General features: G+C 70.8%; 17 protein-coding genes and 1 pseudogene. 11 read left to right on the plus strand and 7 right to left on the minus strand.

Annotated features, from left to right (window positions below; genetic code table 11):
• The first annotated feature begins 75 nt into the window (after window positions 1-75).
• Window positions 76-654 carry a recombinase family protein gene (locus ACKTSN_RS15050; RefSeq protein ID WP_409469606.1) on the plus strand — a complete coding sequence of 193 codons (579 nt, stop codon included), beginning with the start codon at window positions 76-78 and terminating at the stop codon, window positions 652-654.
• A gap of 66 nt (window positions 655-720) precedes the next feature.
• On the opposite strand, the gene ACKTSN_RS15055 is transcribed toward ACKTSN_RS15050, so the two are convergent.
• Entirely contained in the window at window positions 721-1,926 is a 1,206-nt protein-coding gene (locus ACKTSN_RS15055) for a helix-turn-helix transcriptional regulator (RefSeq protein WP_409469607.1), read from the minus strand.
• A 108-nt stretch (window positions 1,927-2,034) separates the two neighbouring features.
• Here ACKTSN_RS15055 and ACKTSN_RS15060 point away from each other — a divergent pair, with 108 nt between their 5' ends.
• The 3 genes from ACKTSN_RS15060 to ACKTSN_RS15070 are packed head-to-tail and all read left to right on the plus strand — an operon-like array spanning window position 2,035 to window position 2,683.
• Window positions 2,035-2,241: a hypothetical protein gene (locus ACKTSN_RS15060; RefSeq protein ID WP_409469608.1), complete on the plus strand. Its 207-nt coding sequence runs from the start codon at window positions 2,035-2,037 to the stop codon at window positions 2,239-2,241.
• The gene (locus ACKTSN_RS15065; RefSeq protein WP_409469609.1) at window positions 2,238-2,462 is read left to right on the plus strand and encodes a hypothetical protein; all 225 of its coding nucleotides are present in this window, start codon (window positions 2,238-2,240) and stop codon (window positions 2,460-2,462) included. Before ACKTSN_RS15060 ends, ACKTSN_RS15065 begins: the two co-directional genes overlap by 4 nt.
• Entirely contained in the window at window positions 2,450-2,683 is a 234-nt protein-coding gene (locus tag ACKTSN_RS15070) for a hypothetical protein (RefSeq protein WP_409469610.1), read from the plus strand. The genes ACKTSN_RS15065 and ACKTSN_RS15070 overlap by 13 nt, the downstream gene beginning before the upstream one ends.
• A 143-nt stretch (window positions 2,684-2,826) precedes the next feature.
• Here ACKTSN_RS15070 and ACKTSN_RS15075 read toward each other — a convergent pair.
• Window positions 2,827-2,964: pseudogene (locus ACKTSN_RS15075) on the minus strand (thiamine-binding protein); the annotation flags it as partial.
• Entirely contained in the window at window positions 2,961-3,305 is a 345-nt protein-coding gene (locus ACKTSN_RS15080) for a DUF3817 domain-containing protein (RefSeq protein WP_224735349.1), read from the minus strand. The gene ACKTSN_RS15080 and the pseudogene ACKTSN_RS15075, both read right to left, overlap by 4 nt.
• Before the next feature lie 185 nt (window positions 3,306-3,490).
• On the opposite strand from ACKTSN_RS15080, the gene ACKTSN_RS15085 reads away from it, so the two are divergent.
• The 4 genes from ACKTSN_RS15085 to ACKTSN_RS15100 all read left to right on the plus strand — a co-directional run bounded on the left by ACKTSN_RS15085 (window position 3,491) and on the right by ACKTSN_RS15100 (window position 6,139).
• Window positions 3,491-4,123, plus strand: a complete 633-nt coding sequence (locus tag ACKTSN_RS15085; protein WP_129800694.1) for an AIM24 family protein — start codon at window positions 3,491-3,493, stop codon at window positions 4,121-4,123.
• Window position 4,124: 1 nt separating this feature from the next.
• Entirely contained in the window at window positions 4,125-4,775 is a 651-nt protein-coding gene (locus tag ACKTSN_RS15090) for an AIM24 family protein (protein ID WP_409469611.1), read from the plus strand.
• On the plus strand, window positions 4,772-5,569 hold the full coding sequence (locus tag ACKTSN_RS15095; RefSeq protein ID WP_409469612.1) for an AIM24 family protein: 798 nt from the start codon (window positions 4,772-4,774) through the stop codon (window positions 5,567-5,569). The genes ACKTSN_RS15090 and ACKTSN_RS15095 overlap by 4 nt, the downstream gene beginning before the upstream one ends.
• Window positions 5,570-5,662: 93 nt before the next feature.
• Window positions 5,663-6,139: a MarR family winged helix-turn-helix transcriptional regulator gene (locus ACKTSN_RS15100; protein WP_224735346.1), complete on the plus strand. Its 477-nt coding sequence runs from the start codon at window positions 5,663-5,665 to the stop codon at window positions 6,137-6,139.
• Window positions 6,140-6,149: 10 nt separating this feature from the next.
• On the opposite strand, the gene ACKTSN_RS15105 is transcribed toward ACKTSN_RS15100, so the two are convergent.
• Together ACKTSN_RS15105 and ACKTSN_RS15110 are read right to left on the minus strand one after the other, a co-directional pair.
• Window positions 6,150-7,598, minus strand: coding sequence for a sensor histidine kinase (locus ACKTSN_RS15105; RefSeq protein ID WP_409469613.1), 1,449 nt, complete (start codon window positions 7,596-7,598; stop codon window positions 6,150-6,152).
• Window positions 7,595-8,260, minus strand: a complete 666-nt coding sequence (locus ACKTSN_RS15110; RefSeq protein WP_409469614.1) for a response regulator transcription factor — start codon at window positions 8,258-8,260, stop codon at window positions 7,595-7,597. The genes ACKTSN_RS15105 and ACKTSN_RS15110 overlap by 4 nt, the downstream gene beginning before the upstream one ends.
• 121 nt (window positions 8,261-8,381) lie before the next feature.
• Between ACKTSN_RS15110 and ACKTSN_RS15115 the strand changes: the two genes are divergently transcribed.
• Complete coding sequence (locus ACKTSN_RS15115) at window positions 8,382-9,137, plus strand: PepSY domain-containing protein (protein WP_409469615.1); 756 nt, start codon at window positions 8,382-8,384, stop codon at window positions 9,135-9,137.
• Between the two features lie 155 nt (window positions 9,138-9,292).
• Here ACKTSN_RS15115 and meaB read toward each other — a convergent pair whose 3' ends face one another.
• Both meaB and ACKTSN_RS15125 read right to left on the minus strand, forming a co-directional pair.
• Window positions 9,293-10,252 carry a methylmalonyl Co-A mutase-associated GTPase MeaB gene (meaB, locus tag ACKTSN_RS15120; protein WP_409469616.1) on the minus strand — a complete coding sequence of 320 codons (960 nt, stop codon included), beginning with the start codon at window positions 10,250-10,252 and terminating at the stop codon, window positions 9,293-9,295.
• A gap of 37 nt (window positions 10,253-10,289) precedes the next feature.
• On the minus strand, window positions 10,290-11,492 hold the full coding sequence (locus ACKTSN_RS15125; RefSeq protein WP_224740235.1) for an acetyl-CoA C-acetyltransferase: 1,203 nt from the start codon (window positions 11,490-11,492) through the stop codon (window positions 10,290-10,292).
• A gap of 150 nt (window positions 11,493-11,642) precedes the next feature.
• Between ACKTSN_RS15125 and mce the strand changes: the two genes are divergently transcribed.
• Together mce and scy are read left to right on the plus strand one after the other, a co-directional pair.
• Window positions 11,643-12,083, plus strand: a complete 441-nt coding sequence (gene mce, locus ACKTSN_RS15130; RefSeq protein ID WP_224740236.1) for a methylmalonyl-CoA epimerase — start codon at window positions 11,643-11,645, stop codon at window positions 12,081-12,083.
• 213 nt (window positions 12,084-12,296) lie between these two features.
• Window positions 12,297-16,145: a polarized growth protein Scy gene (gene scy / locus ACKTSN_RS15135; protein WP_409469617.1), complete on the plus strand. Its 3,849-nt coding sequence runs from the start codon at window positions 12,297-12,299 to the stop codon at window positions 16,143-16,145.
• The last annotated feature ends 65 nt before the right edge of the window (window positions 16,146-16,210 follow it).

Here is a 16,210-nt window from a genome sequence, read left to right on the forward strand (position 1 = left end):
AGCGCGTTCAAAACCCGTCTCAGAACTTCGCCGGAGCACCTGACATTGTGAGACGAGTTATGAGACGATCTCATCGTGAACACGAACTCCGGACACCTCATCGGCTACGCCCGCGTCTCCACCGACGACCAGGAGGCACAGCTCCAGCTCGACGCTCTGGCGGAGGCGGGCTGCTCCCGGATCTTCACGGACAAAGCCAGCGGGAAGAACACCGACCGCCCCGAGCTGGCGGCCATCCTGGACTACCTCCGCCCCGGAGACACCCTGTGCGTGTGGAAGCTGGACCGCTTCGCCCGCTCCCTGATCGACCTGGTGACCATGGTGGACACCCTGGCGGCACGCGGGATCGGCTTCAAGGTCCTCACGGGAGCCCTGGCGAGCATCGACCCGAACACCCCGGACGGACGCCTCATGCTCCAAGTCGTGCGCGCCATGGCGGAGTTCGAGCGCTCCCTGATCAAGGACCGCACCCGCGCAGGACTGGAAGCGGCCCGCGCGCAGGGCCGTACGGGCGGACGGCCGACCGTCATGGACACCGACAAGCTCGCCGCCGCCCAGGCCCGCCGCGCCAAGGGCGAGAGCGTCACGGCCATCGCCAAGGCCCTGGGCGTGAGCCGCGCGACGCTCTACCGGGCGCTGAGCGACGCCGAGTAGGCCAGCGTCGGCGTACCTCCGGGCCACCTCCCCCATGAGGAGGTGGCCCTCTTCACGTCCGCTGGCTCATGCGGCACTGTCCAGTACGTCTCGGACCTCCGGCACGTCCCGGAAGTCCTCCAGCCTGGTCAGCACGACCCGCACTCGCTCCGCCGTCCGTTCGCTGGCCACGTCGGCGGACAGCGTGATGACCCGCTCCGCCGTCGCCGCCGCCGCCTCGGGCTCGTTGGCGTCCGCATAGGCCACGGCCAGCCACGACAGGTAGAGCGCGAGTTCCCGCGTGTGCGTGGCGTCGTACCGCCCGAGGACATCCCGGAGCAACGGGACGGCCCGGAGCGGACGACGCAGCTCGGTGTAGACGCGGGACTCCATGACCTGGAGTTCCCCGGCGTCCACCCAGTAGAGGTAATCGGGCTCCTCCTCCCCGCCGTGTTCCCCCAGGGCTTCCCCCGCCTCTCCCAGTGCCCGCATCGCCGGTTGGGCCTCCCCCACCTTGGTGTGCGCCCACGCCACCCGGTCCCAGTACAAGGCGCGTGCCCGTGGCGGAGCCTCTGCGGCGCCTTGCAGGGCCGCGCGGGCCATGGTCAGCCCTTCGCGCACATCCCCCGTGTTCGTGCGCTGGTAGGCCAGTGAACCCAGCAGGTTGCCCGCCAAGGTCGCGTCTCCTGCCGTGTGCGCTGCCGACAGGCCGAGACGGTAGATCCGCTCAGCCTCGGTGTGCTGTCCGGCGTCACTGGCGATCCATCCCGCGATCTGGGCGAGTTCCCCGATGGCCTGGAGCAGCGCGCGCCCCACCTCCTCCGAGTGGCTGCCCTCGCGGAACAGCCGTACAGCGGACCGGAGTTCACGCAGAGCGGGCCCCATCAGGTCACCGCCTGCCAACACATCGTCAGCGAGCCTGAGCCCGTGGACGCGCCGTTCCAGGTCGCCAACTTGAGCCTTGCCGACGCGTCGCCCGAGTCGGCTGGCCAGGGGCGCCAGCGGGTCCCCGTCGGGCAGGAAGTCGGCGATGGTGGCAGGGGTCGCCTCCTCCGCCCTGGTGGCCGCCGCCGCTTCCAACTCGACCACGGGCACGCCCAGGGCCGCAGCGAGGAACGGCAGCCACTCTCGGGGCGTGCGAGTGGCCTTCTCGTACCGATAGATCTCCTGGCGCCCCAGGGTGTCCAACGCGACGCCGGCGGCCCGGCACGTCTCACGGGCCAGCCTGGCCTGACTCCAGCCCTTCGCCTTCCGCAACCGTCGGATCATCTGTGCCGCTGTCTCCCCGCGCATGCCCCAAGTGTGGTCTACACACGGGCCTACAGAAGGCCGCTCGTCCGAGATCACCCATGCGCGGACTCTGGACCGTACGTGTGAGCTGAGCGAGGGAGCACCGTGACAATGACGCAGAGAGACGACGCATGGCAGCACGCCGACAGGGCGGCGGACGAACTGCGGGAGGCCCTGGCGGGTGCGGGCATCACATTGCCCTCGCTGCGTATGGACCTGGCAGCCGTCACGTCCGGGCTGTCCCTGGTGGACATGGGGCGCGCCGACGCCGACACCGTGTCGAAACTCGCCGAAGTGATCCGTCGGGGGCACTCATGACAGTTCAGGACGCTCCCGAGGTCGGCACGCTGGCCGTGGACACCAGGAACGATCGCCTCGGCGTGGTCATGGGCTCAGAAGGCCCGTACGTGCAACTCCGCCCACCTGGTGGAGGCATCGAGTGGGACGTACCCCCGCAGTCCCTCAGAGAGGCCACTACGTCCGATGAGCTGCGCGCCAAGGTGCGCGAGGTGAACGCTTCCAGGAGGTGGACAAGGTGAGGACCGTCCTGCGTTACGTCAACCACACGATCCGGCACGCCCCGGAGGGCGGCATCACGGCCGAGCTGTTCTGTGTGACGTACGAGTGCGGGGAATCGTCCGGCCCTCAGGGCGACCCGAACGACGCCCAGGACTGGGCGCTACGGCACACCGGACGCACCGGACACGAGCTGTTCCGGCGCGAGTTCACCGACCATGCCCGCGTGACCCGCGACGAGTAGAGCCCCGACCCGCTGAGCGACGGCGAGCAACACGGCTCAGCGAGTCGGCACCTGGCCCCGTCCGCGTGCTTCTCCGAGGTGCACGGGCGGGGCCTTTCACGTGCGCCGAGCCCCCTCGATCCATGTCCTCAGAGCTTTACTCTTTCACCCTCGACCGACGTGAACATCGCGTCGGTACGGTTCGGCAGCCCCGACTCACGGACCACCCGGACAGCCTCGGCGACATACTCCCCGACGTCCTCGCCGACACCCAGCGGCGTCACGGAGAAGGCGACGATCACGCGTTCACGGTCCCTTCCTTGCGGGCGCGGGACGCGATCACGGCGTTCTCGGCCTCACGCTTGAGCATGCGCTCGGCGAAGAAGCCGCCGGTGGGCAGCACGGAGAGGACGAAGTAGAGCGCAGCCCGGCCGAAGGGCCACTTCGCGCGGTTCCAGGCGTCCGCCCAGAACATCACGTACAGGATGAAGAGGAAGCCGTGGACCGCGCCCATCAAGGGCACCGCGTTGAAGTCCGTGGTCCGCTTCAGCACCGAGCAGACGAGCAGGATGAGGAAGGACACGGCCTCCGGAGCCGAGACCAGACGGAGGCGGCGGAGGGCGGTGGCGGTCTTGAGATCCACGGGTCACCTTCGGTGGGAGAGTCTTCGTCGCTTTGTGAACGGACGCACAAACGCTCGGCCATTGTGGCAAACGCCGTCCGGACGCCGGGTTGGGGGGCCGCCCCCGTAAGGGGGACCTCGGGGTCGTCTCCGTCCACAGGCCCTGTCGACGAGCCCCCTCGCCGGTTACCGTCGCAAGCGTGGCGATGTTCCGACTTCAAGGCAGCAAGGTGCTCGCCGTCGACATGACCGGGGACGCCGTGAGGGCGAAGAACGGCTCGATGGTCGCGTACGACGGGCAGATGGCCTTCAAGAAGATGAGCGGCGGCGGTGAGGGCATCCGGGGGATGGTGACCCGGCGGATCACCGGTGAACAGATGACCATGATGGAGGTGAAGGGACACGGAACCTGCTGGTTCGCCGACCGTGCCTCCGAGATCAACCTCGTCGGCCTCCGAGGGGAGAAGCTGTACGTGGAGTCGAGCAATCTGCTGGCGACCGAGGCCGGCCTGCGCACGGGCACGTCGTTCACCGGGCTGCGCGGCGCCTCGCAGGGCAACGGGCTGTTCACCACCACCGTCGAGGGGCACGGGCAGGCGGCGATCATGTCGGACGGGCCGGCAGTCGTGCTGCGGGTGAGCGCGCAGTACCCGCTGACCGTCGACCCGGGCGCGTATGTCGCGCACCAGGGGAACCTGCGGCAGTCCTTCCAGTCCGGTGTGACATTCCGCACGTTCATGGGGGAAGGCGGCGGCGAGGCCTTCCAGATCCGGTTCGAGGGGGACGGGCTCGTCTACGTCCAGCCGAGCGAGCGGAACACGATCGCGGGAGACGTGTGACATGGCCTTCCGTGAGATCAACTCCAGGATGGTCGAGGCGACCGTCATGCCGGGGCAGCGGCTGTTCAGTCAGCGCGGCGCCATGCTCGCCTACAAGGGCGAGGTGACCTTCACGCCCAACATGAGCGGCGGCCAGGGCGGGATCATGTCGATGATCGGGCGCCGGGTCGCCGACGAGGACACCCCGCTCATGACCGTCGAAGGCAGCGGCACCGTGCTCTTCGGGCACGGCGGCCACCACGTCCAGGTGATCGACCTCGCCGGCGACACCCTTTACGTCGAGGCGGACCGGCTCCTCGCCTTCGAGGGCACCCTCCAGCAGGGCACCATGTTCATGGGCTCGCAGGGCGGCGTCATGGGCATGGTCCGGGGACAGGTCACCGGGCAGGGGCTGTTCACCACCACCCTCAAAGGGCACGGGTCCGTCGCCGTCATGGCCCATGGCGGCGTGTTCGAGGTCCCGATCACCCCGCAGCGTCCCGTGCACGTCGACCCCCAGGCCTACGTCGCCCACCACGGCGACGTGCGCAACAAACTGTCGACCGCGCTGGGCTGGCGGGACATGGTGGGCCGTGGCTCCGGCGAGGCGTTCCAGCTGGAGCTGAGCGGCAGCGGTGCGGTGTACGTCCAGGCGTCGGAGGAGAAGCTGTGACCACCCATCCCGGAGCCGGCCCCGTCGTCCACGATCCGGCAACCCTGCCCGCCGACGACAACGTCAACGCGTACACCTTCTGCGTGGAGCTCAAGGGGACCCAGTGGTTCCTGCAGAAGGGGAAGATGATCGCCTACTACGGCTCGATCGACTTCAACGGCATCGGGCACGGCCGACTCGACCGACTTGTCCGTTCGTCCTTTCATTCGCCTCTGCACGCGAGCGACTGGGTGGTGGCGGAGGGCTCGGGCAAGATGCTCCTCGCCGACCGGGCCTTCGACGTGAATTCGTACGACCTGGAGGACGGCAATCTGACCATTCGCTCGGGCAACCTGCTCGCTTTTCAGCCAACTCTGGCACTCAAGCAGTCGATCGTGCCGGGCTTTCTGACACTCATCGGAACCGGAAAGTTCGTGGCCGCATCTAACGGTCCGGTGGTGTTCATGGATCCCCCGATCCGGGTGGATCCGCAGGCGCTCGTCGGCTGGGCCGACTGCCCGTCTCCGTGCCACCACTACGACCATGGCTACATGACGGGCGTAATGGGCGGTCTACGTGCACTGACGGGCCTCGGCGGGGCCTCCGGAGAGGAGCATCAGTTCGAGTTCGTGGGAGCCGGCACCGTGCTGCTCCAGTCGTCCGAGGCTCTGATGGCGGAGCAGGCCACGGGGGCGACTCCACAGCAGGCCGGGGTACCTGGTGGCGGCGGGGTGACCGGAGGGCACGGATCGCAAGGCGGCGCACCGCGTTTTCCCGGACAGCTCGGAGACCTCCAGCGTCGCTTCGGGCTGTGAGCGGTAGTCTGCGGAGTGTGACGTCGAACGCGTGCGCACCGTCACGCCACCCTCACTAGTTCGCCTTTCAACTTTCTTAGGTAGACTTCATTCATGGAGACCGAAACGGCCACGCGCTGGCTGACCGATGCGGAGCAGTGTGCCTGGCGCACCCACCTGGAGGTCAACAGGCTGTTGACGTACCAGCTCGAAAAGGACCTGCAGCCGTTCGGCCTGACGATGAACGACTACGAGATCCTGGTGAATCTCTCCGAGTCGGAGGACTTCCGGATGCGGATGAGCGACCTCGCCTCCGCCACCCTGCAGTCCAAGAGCCGTCTCTCGCACCAGATCACCCGCATGGAGAACGCCAACCTGGTGCGCCGGGAGAACTGCGAGTCCGACCGGCGCGGACTGTACGCGGTCCTCACCGAGCATGGCATGGAGACGATGCAGAAGGTCGCGCCCCACCATGTGGCGTCCGTGCGCAGGCACTTCATCGACCTGCTGTCACCCGAGGCACTGACGGAGCTCGACAAGGCCCTCAAACCCATCGCGGAACACCTGCGTGGGCACCGCGGCCGCCCCTGACCGGGAGGCGTCACCGGGCGAGCGGCAGACGGAGTTCGAACTGGGCTCCGCCTGCCGGTGCGTCCTGGACGGTGAGCGTGCCGCCGTGGCGGGTGGCGACATCGCGGGCGATGGCCAGGCCCAGCCCCGCGCCGCCCTCGTCCCGGCTGCGGGCCGCGTCCAGCCGTACGAACCGCTCGAAGATCCGCTCCCGGTCCGCCGCGGACACCCCGTCGCCGTCGTCGGCCACCTGCAGCACGGCCCGGTCCCCCTCCCGGCGTACGACCACGGTGACCGCAGAGCGGGCGTGCCGCTGGGCGTTGTCCAGCAGATTGGCCAACACGCGCCCCAGTTGACCGCGGGATCCGGCCACTTCGAGGGACTCGGCCCGAACCGTCACGTTCTTCCGGCCCGCGGCCTCCTCCCGGGCCAGCGCGGCGAGGTCCACCCGGGCGTCGCTGATGGGCCGCTCCCCCGCGTCCAGCCGGGCGAGCAGCAGCAGATCGGCGGCGAGCCGCTGGAGTCGTACGGTGTCCTCCACGGCCCCGTCGAGGTCCAGCAACTCCGGGTGCGCGGCGGCCACTTCGAGCTGGGTCCGCAGGGACGCGATGGGGCTGCGCAGCTCGTGCGAGGCGTCGGCGACGAACCGCCGCTGGCGTTCCACCGAGGTCTCCAGCGCGGCCAGCGTCTCGTTGGTGGTGCTGGCGAGCCGGGCGACCTCGTCGTGGGTGTCCGGTTCGGGCACCCGCCGGGACAGGTCCTCGGAGGCGGTGATTTCGGCCATCTCGCGCCGGATGCCCTCGACCGGTCGGAGTGCGCGCCGGGTGACCAGCCAGGTCACGCCTGCGACGACGCCCAGCAGCAGCGGGAAGCCGATCAGCATGACGGTCTGCGCGGTGCTCACCGCGCTCTGCTCGGCGGCCAGCGGCCCGCCCGCGTACACGGTGAACGTGCCCCGGTCGGGTACCTCGACCGGCACGGCGGCGAAACGGTAGTCCGCCGTGGTGCCGTCGACCGTCGCCGAGCCGTCGGTGAAGCTCGCGTCCTCGCCGATCTCGCCCGGACGGAGGGTGGCGCTCCCCGTCGAGCCGTCGTCGTCATCGTCGTCGTCGTCATCCTCGTCGTCGCCGGGGGCGCTGGTCGTCGGGGCCGACGGCTGGGGCTGCGGGCGCACCGCCCCGGTTCCCGTGCCGCTGATCCGCTCCAGGCCCTCGGTGGCCGCGACCAGCGTGCCGTCCTCGGCGACGACCTGGACCGGCCGGTCGTCGTCGTCCAGCGACAGTTGCTCGGAGGTCCTGCCGCCCGCGAGCTCGGCGGCGACCTCGCGGGCCGTGCGCTCCGCCTCGGTCCCGGCCTGCTCGGTGAGGTTGGAGTACAGGGAGATCAGTACGGCGGCCCCCGCGGCGACCAGGGCCACGGCGACGACGAGCGTGGCGGCGAGCGTGGCCCGGGCCCGTACGGAACTGAACAGACGCCTCATCTCGGCGCCTCCAGACGGTATCCGGCGCCGCGGACCGTGCGGATGAGCCCGGCGCCCAGCTTGCGGCGCAGGGCGCTGACGTACACCTCGACGATGTTCGGATCGCCCTCGTACGCGAAGTCCCAGACGTGTTCCAGGATCTCGGGCTTGGACACCACTGCCCCGGCCCGCACCGCCAGCTGCTCCAGGACGGCGAACTCCTTGGTGGTCAGGGCGATCTCCTCCCCGTCCAGGGCGATCCGGCGGGCCACGGTGTCGACCCGGAGGGCACCGAGGTCGAGGACGGGCGAGGCGCCGTGCTGGCCGCGGCGGCGCAGCAGCGCCCTGACCCGGGCGACCAGGACGACGTACGAGAACGGTTTCGTCAGGTAGTCGTCGGCGCCGGTGTCCAGGCCCTCGGCCTCGTCGTACTCGCCGTCCTTGGCGGTGAGCATGAGGATGGGTACGTCGTTGCCGGCGGCGCGCAGGGCGGAGCAGACGCGGTAGCCGTTCATGCCGGGGAGCATGATGTCGAGCACGATCAGGTCGTACGGCGACTCGCTCGCCCGGTGCAGTCCCTCCAGGCCGTCGTGGACGACGTCCACCGCGTAGCCCTCCGCCGTCAGGCCCTTGGCCAGGGACAGGGCGAGGCGTTTTTCGTCCTCCACGATCAGCAGGCGCATGCCCCAAGGGTCGCAAACCGAACCTGAAGTGATCTTCAGGAGGCTTCAGGCGGGCTTCAGCTTCCGTGGCGCAGGTTGGTCCATGTCGGAAGAACGCAAGCCCAATTGGGGGAGGAACACCATGAAGCGCAACCTCGTCATCGCCGCCGTCACCGCGGCCGCCGTGATCGGCGGTGGCTCCGCACTGGCCTTCGCGGGAGGCGGTGGGGGCGGCGCCGACGTGTCGGCCACGCCGTCGGCTCCGGCCTCGGTCACGGTGGACGGCCCGAGCAGCGACGCGGGTGACGACGGGCAGGACGACGACGCGATGCCGGGTGGTGGCACGGTCACCGCGGTGCAGGCGATCGAGGCCGCGCTGAAGGCGGCGCCGGGGACGGTCGTGTCCGTCGACCTCGACGGGGAGGACGGCGACGATGACGACGACGGCCGGCTTGCCTGGGAGGTCGAGGTGCTGGGGCGGGGGGCCGGCTCGTACAGCGTGAGCGTCGATGCGTCGACGGGGCGGGTGCTTGGCAACCACACCGAGGACGACGATGAGGATGACGACGACCGCGCCACCGTCAGGGGGGCTGCCGTCACCGCCGCGGAAGCTGCCGAGGCGGCCTCCGCGAAGGGGGTCGTCACGTCTGTCGACCTGGACGACGACCGGGGGGTGAGCTGGGACGTGGAGGTCACCGACTCCTCCGGTAAGGAGCGGGACTGGAACGTCGACCTGAAGACCGGGGTGGTTACGGCGGATCGGGGGGACGGGGACGACCGGGTTGGGGACGATCGGGCCGGGGACGACCGTGACGAGCGTTCCGGTCACGACCGGGGCCAGGAGGACGACGAGCGCGACGATGACGGCGGTCAGGGTGACGACCGCGACGACGGCTGACGGGCGTGGGGGGGCGGGGCGGCTCCGGAGGTTTCTTCGCCCCCGCCGCCCCTACCCTTCCCGTCCCTGGGGGCTGCGCCCCCATACCCCCGCTTCGGCCCGAAGGGCCTCTTCCTCAAACTCCCCCAGAGGGGGCACCCCCGGACGGGCTAGATTTACGTACCGGTCGTCAGGCCCCTCACCAGTTCGTCCGCCGCCCCGTACGGGTCCAGCTCGCCGGCGACGATCCGTTCCGCCAGTGTGCTCAGGCGGTGGTCGCCGTGGAGGTCACCGATGCGTTCGCGGAGGGCTGTGACGGCGATGGTCTCCACCTCGCGTGCGGCGCGGGCCAGGCGGCGTTCGGCCAGGACGCCTCGCTCCTCCATCCATGCGCGGTGCTTCTCCAGGGCCTCGACGACCTCGTCGATGCCTTCGGCGCGGGCGGCGACCGTCTTGACGATCGGGGGCCGCCAGTCGCCGGGGCCACGGGACTCACCGAGGCCGAGCATGTGGTTCAGTTCCCGGGCGGTGGCGTCCGCGCCGTCGCGGTCGGCCTTGTTGACGACGTACACGTCGCCGATCTCCAGGATTCCGGCCTTCGCCGCCTGGATGCCGTCGCCCATGCCGGGGGCCAGGAGGACGACGGAGGTGTCGGCCTGGGAGGCGATCTCGACCTCCGACTGGCCCACGCCGACCGTCTCGACCAGGATCACGTCGCAGCCCGCCGCGTCCAGGACGCGGATCGCCTGTGGCGCGGCCCAGGCGAGGCCGCCCAGGTGGCCGCGGGTGGCCATCGAGCGGATGTAGACGCCGGGGTCGGAGGCGTGCTCCGACATGCGGACGCGGTCGCCCAGCAGCGCGCCCCCGGAGAAGGGGGACGACGGGTCGACGGCCAGGACGCCGACCCGCTTGCCCTGCTTGCGGTAGGCGGTGACGAGGGCCGACGTGGAGGTCGACTTGCCGACTCCCGGCGAGCCCGTGAGACCGACGACGTATGCGTTGCCGGTCAGCGGGGCCAGTGCCGCCATGACCTCCCTGAGCTGCGGGGACGCCCCCTCCACCAGGGAGATCAGCCGGGCCACGGCCCGCGGCCGGCCTTCCCTGGCCTGGGCCACCAGTGTGGAGACGTCCTGCATCACAGCTCCGTTCACGAGACAGTCGGCGACAAACCGCTCAGGCCTTCGGTACCCGCACGATCAGCGCGTCACCCTGACCGCCGCCACCGCACAGGGCGGCCGCACCGACCCCGCCGCCGCGCCGCTTCAGCTCCAGCGCCAGGTGCAGGACGAGACGGGCACCGGACATCCCGATCGGGTGACCCAGGGCAATGGCGCCGCCGTTGACATTCACCTTTTCGGTGGATACCCCGAGGTCCTTCATTGACTGCACGGCGACGGCGGCGAAGGCCTCGTTGATCTCGATCAGGTCCAGGTCGGAGACCTCCAGGCCTTCCTTCTTCAGGGCGTGGAGGATGGCGTTGGAGGGCTGGGACTGGAGGCTGTTGTCCGGACCGGCCACGTTGCCGTGCGCGCCGATCTCCGCGATCCACTCCAGGCCGAGCTCCTGCGCCTTGGCCTTGCTCATCACGACCACGGCCGCCGCACCGTCCGAGATCTGGGAGCTGGAACCGGCCGTGATCGTGCCGTCCTTCGAGAACGCCGGACGCAGCTTCGCCAGCGACTCCGCTGTCGTCTCCGCGCGGATGCCCTCGTCCTTGCTGAAGACGACGGGCTCGCCCTTGCGCTGCGGGATCTCCACCGGGGTGATCTCGGCCTCGAAGATGCCGTTCTTCTGGGCGGCGGCCGCGCGCTGGTGGGACAGGGCGGCGATCTCGTCCTGCTCGGGGCGGGCGATGCCGAGGCGCGTGTTGTGCTTCTCGGTCGACTCGCCCATGGCGATGCCCTCGAAGGCGTCGGTCAGGCCGTCGTACGCCATGGCGTCGAGCATCTCCACCGCGCCGTACTTGAAGCCCTCGCGGGACTTCGGCAGCAGGTGGGGGGCGTTGGTCATGGACTCCTGGCCGCCGGCGACGATCACGTCGAACTCGCCGGCGCGGATCAGCTGGTCGGCGAGCGCGATGGCGTCGAGGCCGGACAGACACACCTTGTTGACGGTGAGCGCCGGGACGTTCATCGGGATACCGGCCTTGACGGCGGCCTGGCGGGCCGGGATCTGCCCCGCCCCGGCCTGGAGCACCTGGCCCATGATCACGTACTGCACCTGGTCGCCACCGATCCCCGCACGGTCGAGGGCGGCCTTGATCGCGAAGCCGCCGAGGTCGGCTCCGGAGAAGGTCTTCAGCGAGCCGAGCAACCGCCCCATGGGCGTCCGCGCGCCCGCGACGATCACCGAGGTCGTGCTGTTCGTTCCAGTCATGAGCTGCGATCCCCTTACCGGCCTGCACGGGCCGAGGAGTGAACGAGGGTTTACTTCGAATGTACTGAGCGGTAGTCCACCCCGTCATCGGGCTGTCGGTGTGATCGCGCGCACGTTGCGTAACCACCTCCGGAGCGCTGCACTGATTCCATGCTGACGCGAATCGACCACATCGGGATTGCCTGCCACGACCTCGACGCGACCGTCGAGTTCTACCGGGCCACCTACGGCTTCGAGGTGTTCCACACCGAGGTCAACGAGGAGCAGGGCGTGCGCGAGGCCATGCTCAAGATCAACGATACGTCCGACGGCGGCGCTTCGTACCTGCAGCTCCTGGAACCGACCCGGGAGGACTCCACCGTCGCGAAGTGGCTCGCCAAGAACGGCGAGGGTGTCCACCACATCGCCTTCGGTACGGCAGACGTCGACGGCGAGGCCGCGGACATTCGCGACAAGGGCGTACGCGTTCTGTACGAGGAGCCGCGGCGCGGCTCCATGGGGTCACGGATCACCTTCCTGCACCCCAAGGACTGTCATGGCGTACTGACAGAACTGGTCACTTCGGCGCCTGTTGAGTCACCTGAGCACTGACCCTCGTACATATGGGCCGGTAGGGTTGGGGGGCGGTCGCCGCTCTGTCCAGGGTGACCGCCATGTCCGGGGTCCGGGTTTCGGGGGACGAGCGTCGGGGCAGCAGCCCATGCTCCGTCGTTGATCTGACACCATTCCCCGGGGGCCCCGTTCGGCGGATGGACGGAGCTCGTTTGGAGAGACTTGCGACCAGGGGACGGATGGGACCGCGCAGTGCGGGGCTACGAGAGCCAGGAGCGAGAGCCGGCGGCTGACGTCGACCACCTCACTCGGTTCGAAGCCGAGATGAAACGGCTGAAGACCGAACGGGAAAAGGTGATCCAGCACGCCGAGGACCTCGGCTACCAGGTCGAGGTACTGCGCGCCAAGCTGCACGAGGCGCGGCGCACGCTCATGACCCGGCCTGCCTATGACAGCGCCGACATCGGCTATCAGGCCGAACAGTTGCTGCGCAACGCCCAGATGCAGGCCGACCAGATCCGTGCCGACGCCGAGCGCGAGCTGAGCCAGGCCCGGGCGCAGACCCAGCGCATCCTCCAGGAGCACGCCGAGCAGGCAGCCCGGTTGCAGGCCGAGCTGCACGCCGAGGCGGTGGCCCGCCGTCAGCAGCTGGACCAGGAGCTCGCGGAGCGCCGGCAGAACGTCGAGTCGCACGTCAACGAGAACGTGGCCTGGGCCGAGCAGCTGCGCGCCCGCACCGAGCAGCAGGCCCGTCGCCTGCTGGAGGAGTCCCGCGCCGAGGCCGCGCAGGCCATGACGGCCGCCCGCGCGGAGGCCGAGCGGCTGGTCACTGAGGCACGGCAGCGGCTGCAGAGCGAGGCCGAGTCGGCCCGCGCGGAGGCGGAGCAGCTGCTGCGCCGGGCTCGTACGGATGCCGAGCGGCTGCTGAACGCCGCCTCCACGCAGGCGCAGGAGGCCACCGACCACGCCGAGCAGCTGCGCAGCTCCACCGTCACCGAGTCCGACGCCGCGCGCCGCCAGGCCGCCGAGCTGAGCCGGGCCGCCGAGCAGCGCATGGCGGAGGCCGAGGAGGCGCTGCGCAAGGCGCAGTCCGAGGCGGAGAAGCTCGTCACCGAGGCCAAGGAGGCCGCGGCCAAGGCGCTGGCCGGCGCCGAGGCGGCGAACGAGACCCGCACCCGGACGGCGAAGGAGCAGGTCGCCCGGCTGGTCAGCGAGGCCACCAAGGAGGCCGAAACCACCAAGGCGGAGGCCGAGCAGGTCGTCGCGGACGCCCGCGCCGAGGCCGAGAAGATCGTCGCGGAGGCCGCCGAGAAGGCCCGTACGATCGCCGCGGAGGAGACCGCCGGCCAGCTGTCCAAGGCGGCCAGGACCGCCGAGGACGTGCTCAACAAGGCGTCGGAGGACGCCAAGAACACCACCAAGGCCGCCGCCGAGGAGGCCGAGCGGATCCGCCGGGAGGCCGAGGCCGAGGCGGACCGGCTGCGGGCCGAGGCGCACGACATCGCCGAGCAGCTCAAGGGCGCGGCGAAGGACGACACCAAGGAGTACCGCGCCAAGACGGTCGAGCTGCAGGAGGAGGCGCGCCGACTGCGCGGCGAGGCCGAGCAGCTGCGGGCCGACGCGGTCGCCGAGGGCGAGAAGATCCGCGCCGAGGCCCGCAAGGAGGCCGTCCAGCAGATCGAGGAGGCGGCCAAGACCGCCGAGGAGCTGCTGGCCAAGGCCAAGGCGGACGCGGACGAGCTGCGGCAGAAGGCCACGACGGACAGCGAGAAGGTCCGTACGGAGGCCATCGAGCGGGCGACGACGCTGCGTCGGCAGGCCGAGGAGACCCTCCAGCGCACCCGCCAGGAGGCCGAGCGGCACCGCGAGGAGGTCGTCGAGCAGGCCGAGGGCATCAAGGCCGACGCCGAGCGCGCCGCACGGGAGCTGCACGAGGAGACCGAGCGTGCCGTGGAGGCCCGCCGTGCTCAGGCCGCCGACGAGCTGACCCGGCTGCACACCGAGGCCGAGCAGCGGCTCGCCGCCGCCGAGCAGGCGCTGACCGACGCCCGTGAGGAGGCCGAGCGGCTCCGCCGCGAGGCCGCCGAGGAGACCGAGCGGCTGCGCGCCGAGGCGGCCGAGCGGATCCGCACGCTCCAGGCGCAGGCCGAGGCGGAGGCCGAACGGCTGCGCGACGAGGCCGCGTCGGACGCGTCCGCCTCCCGCGCGGAGGGCGAGGCCGTCGCCGTACGCCTGCGGTCGGAGGCGGCGGCGGAGGCCGAGCGGCTGAAGTCGGAGGCGCAGGACACCGCCGACCGGGTACGGGCCGAGGCGCAGGCCGCGGCCGAGCGGCTGGCGCAGGAGGCGTCCGAGACGCTGGCCGCCGCGCAGGAGGAGGCCGCCCGGCGCCGCCGCGAGGCCGAGGAGTTCCTCGGTTCGGCCCGCCAGGAGGCCGACCAGGAGCGCGAGCGGGCCCGGGAGCAGAGCGAGGAACTGCTGGCCGTGGCGCGGGCCCGCGTGGAGGAGGCGCAGACCGAGGCCCTGCGCCTGGTCGAGGAGGCCGACCGGCGCGCCACCGAAATGGTCTCGGCCGCCGAGCAGCACGCCCAGCAGGTCCGGGACTCCGTCGCCGGGCTGCACGAGCAGGCGCAGGAGGAGATCCAGGGCCTGCGGTCCGCCGCCGAGCACGCGGCGGACCGTACCCGGCGCGAGGCGCAGGAGGAGGCGGACCGGGTCCGCGCCGACGCCTACGCCGAGCGGGAACGGGCCACCGACGACGCAAACCGTGCGCGGCGCGAGGCGAACGAGGAGACGGAGGCCGCCAGGGCGCTCGCCGAGCGCACCATGGCGGAGGCGATCGCAGAATCCGAGCGGATGCGCTCCGAGGCGGCCGAGCACGCCCAGCGGGTGCGTACGGAGGCCTCGGACACCATCGCGCAGGCCGAGCAGGACGCGTCGCGCACCCGCGCGGACGCCCGCAAGGACGCCAACCGGATCCGTTCGGACGCGGCGACGCAGGCGGACACGCTCATCACCGAGGCGCGCTCCGAGGCGGAGCGGCTCACCTCGGAGACGGCCGCGGAGACCGAGCGGGTGCGGGCCGAGTCGGTCGCCAGGGCCGAGCAGCTGATCGGGGATGCCAGCGGGGACGCGGAGCGGCTGCGCGCGGAGGCCGCCGAGACGGTCGGGTCGGCGCGGCAGCACGCCGAGCGGATCCGGGCGGAGTCGGAGCGGGTCCGGGCCGATGCGGCAGCGGAGGCGGAGCGGCTGACGGCGGCGGCGCGCGAGGAGGCCGAGCGGACCCTCGACGAGGCCCGCAAGGAGGCGAACAAGCGGCGCTCCGAGGCGGCCGAGCAGGTCGACAAGCTCATCACGGAGACCACGGCGGAGGCGGACAAGCTGCTCACCGAGGCCCAGCAGCAGGCGCTCAAGACCACCGCGGACGCCGAGGCTCAGGCCGACACCATGGTGGGCGCGGCCCGCAAGGAGGCCGACCGGCTGGTTTCCGAGGCGACGGTCGAGGGCAACTCCCGGGTGGAGAAGGCCCGTACGGATGCGGACGAACTGCTGGTCGGCGCGCGCCGGGACGCGACCGCGATCCGGGAGCGGGCGGAGGAGCTGCGCGAGCGGATCACGGCCGAGATCGAGGAGCTGCACGAGCGGGCCCGCCGTGAGGCCGCCGAGACGATGAAGTCGACCGGTGACCGCTGTGACGCGCTCATCAAGGCCGCCGAGGAGCAGCTCACCAAGGCCCAGGCGAAGGCCAAGGAGTTGGTGTCGGAGGCCAACTCCGAGGCCGGCAAGGTGCGGATCGCCGCCGTGAAGAAGGCCGAGGGACTTCTGAAGGAGGCCGAGCAGAAGAAGTCGGCGCTCGTCAAGGAGGCCGAGGAAATCAAGGCCGAGGCGGTCCGCGAGGCCCAGCGCACGGTCGAGGAGGGCAAGCGCGAGCTCGAGATCCTGGTGCGGCGCCGCGAGGACATCAACGCGGAGATCTCCCGTGTCCAGGACGTGCTGGAAGCGTTGGAGTCTTTTGAGGCCCCGTCATCCGGCAAGGACGGCGGAGTCAAGGCGGGCGCCGCGGTGGGCGCACAGCGGTCGGGCGGCAAGTCGTCGGACGGGTAGTCAGGTGGTCCGTTCGAGGGGTGTTCTGTCCTTTTGACCAAGTCTTTGGCAAGCGTTCCGACGGT

The organism is Streptomyces flavusporus, assembly GCF_046267975.1.
Lineage (GTDB): Bacteria > Actinomycetota > Actinomycetes > Streptomycetales > Streptomycetaceae > Streptomyces > Streptomyces flavusporus.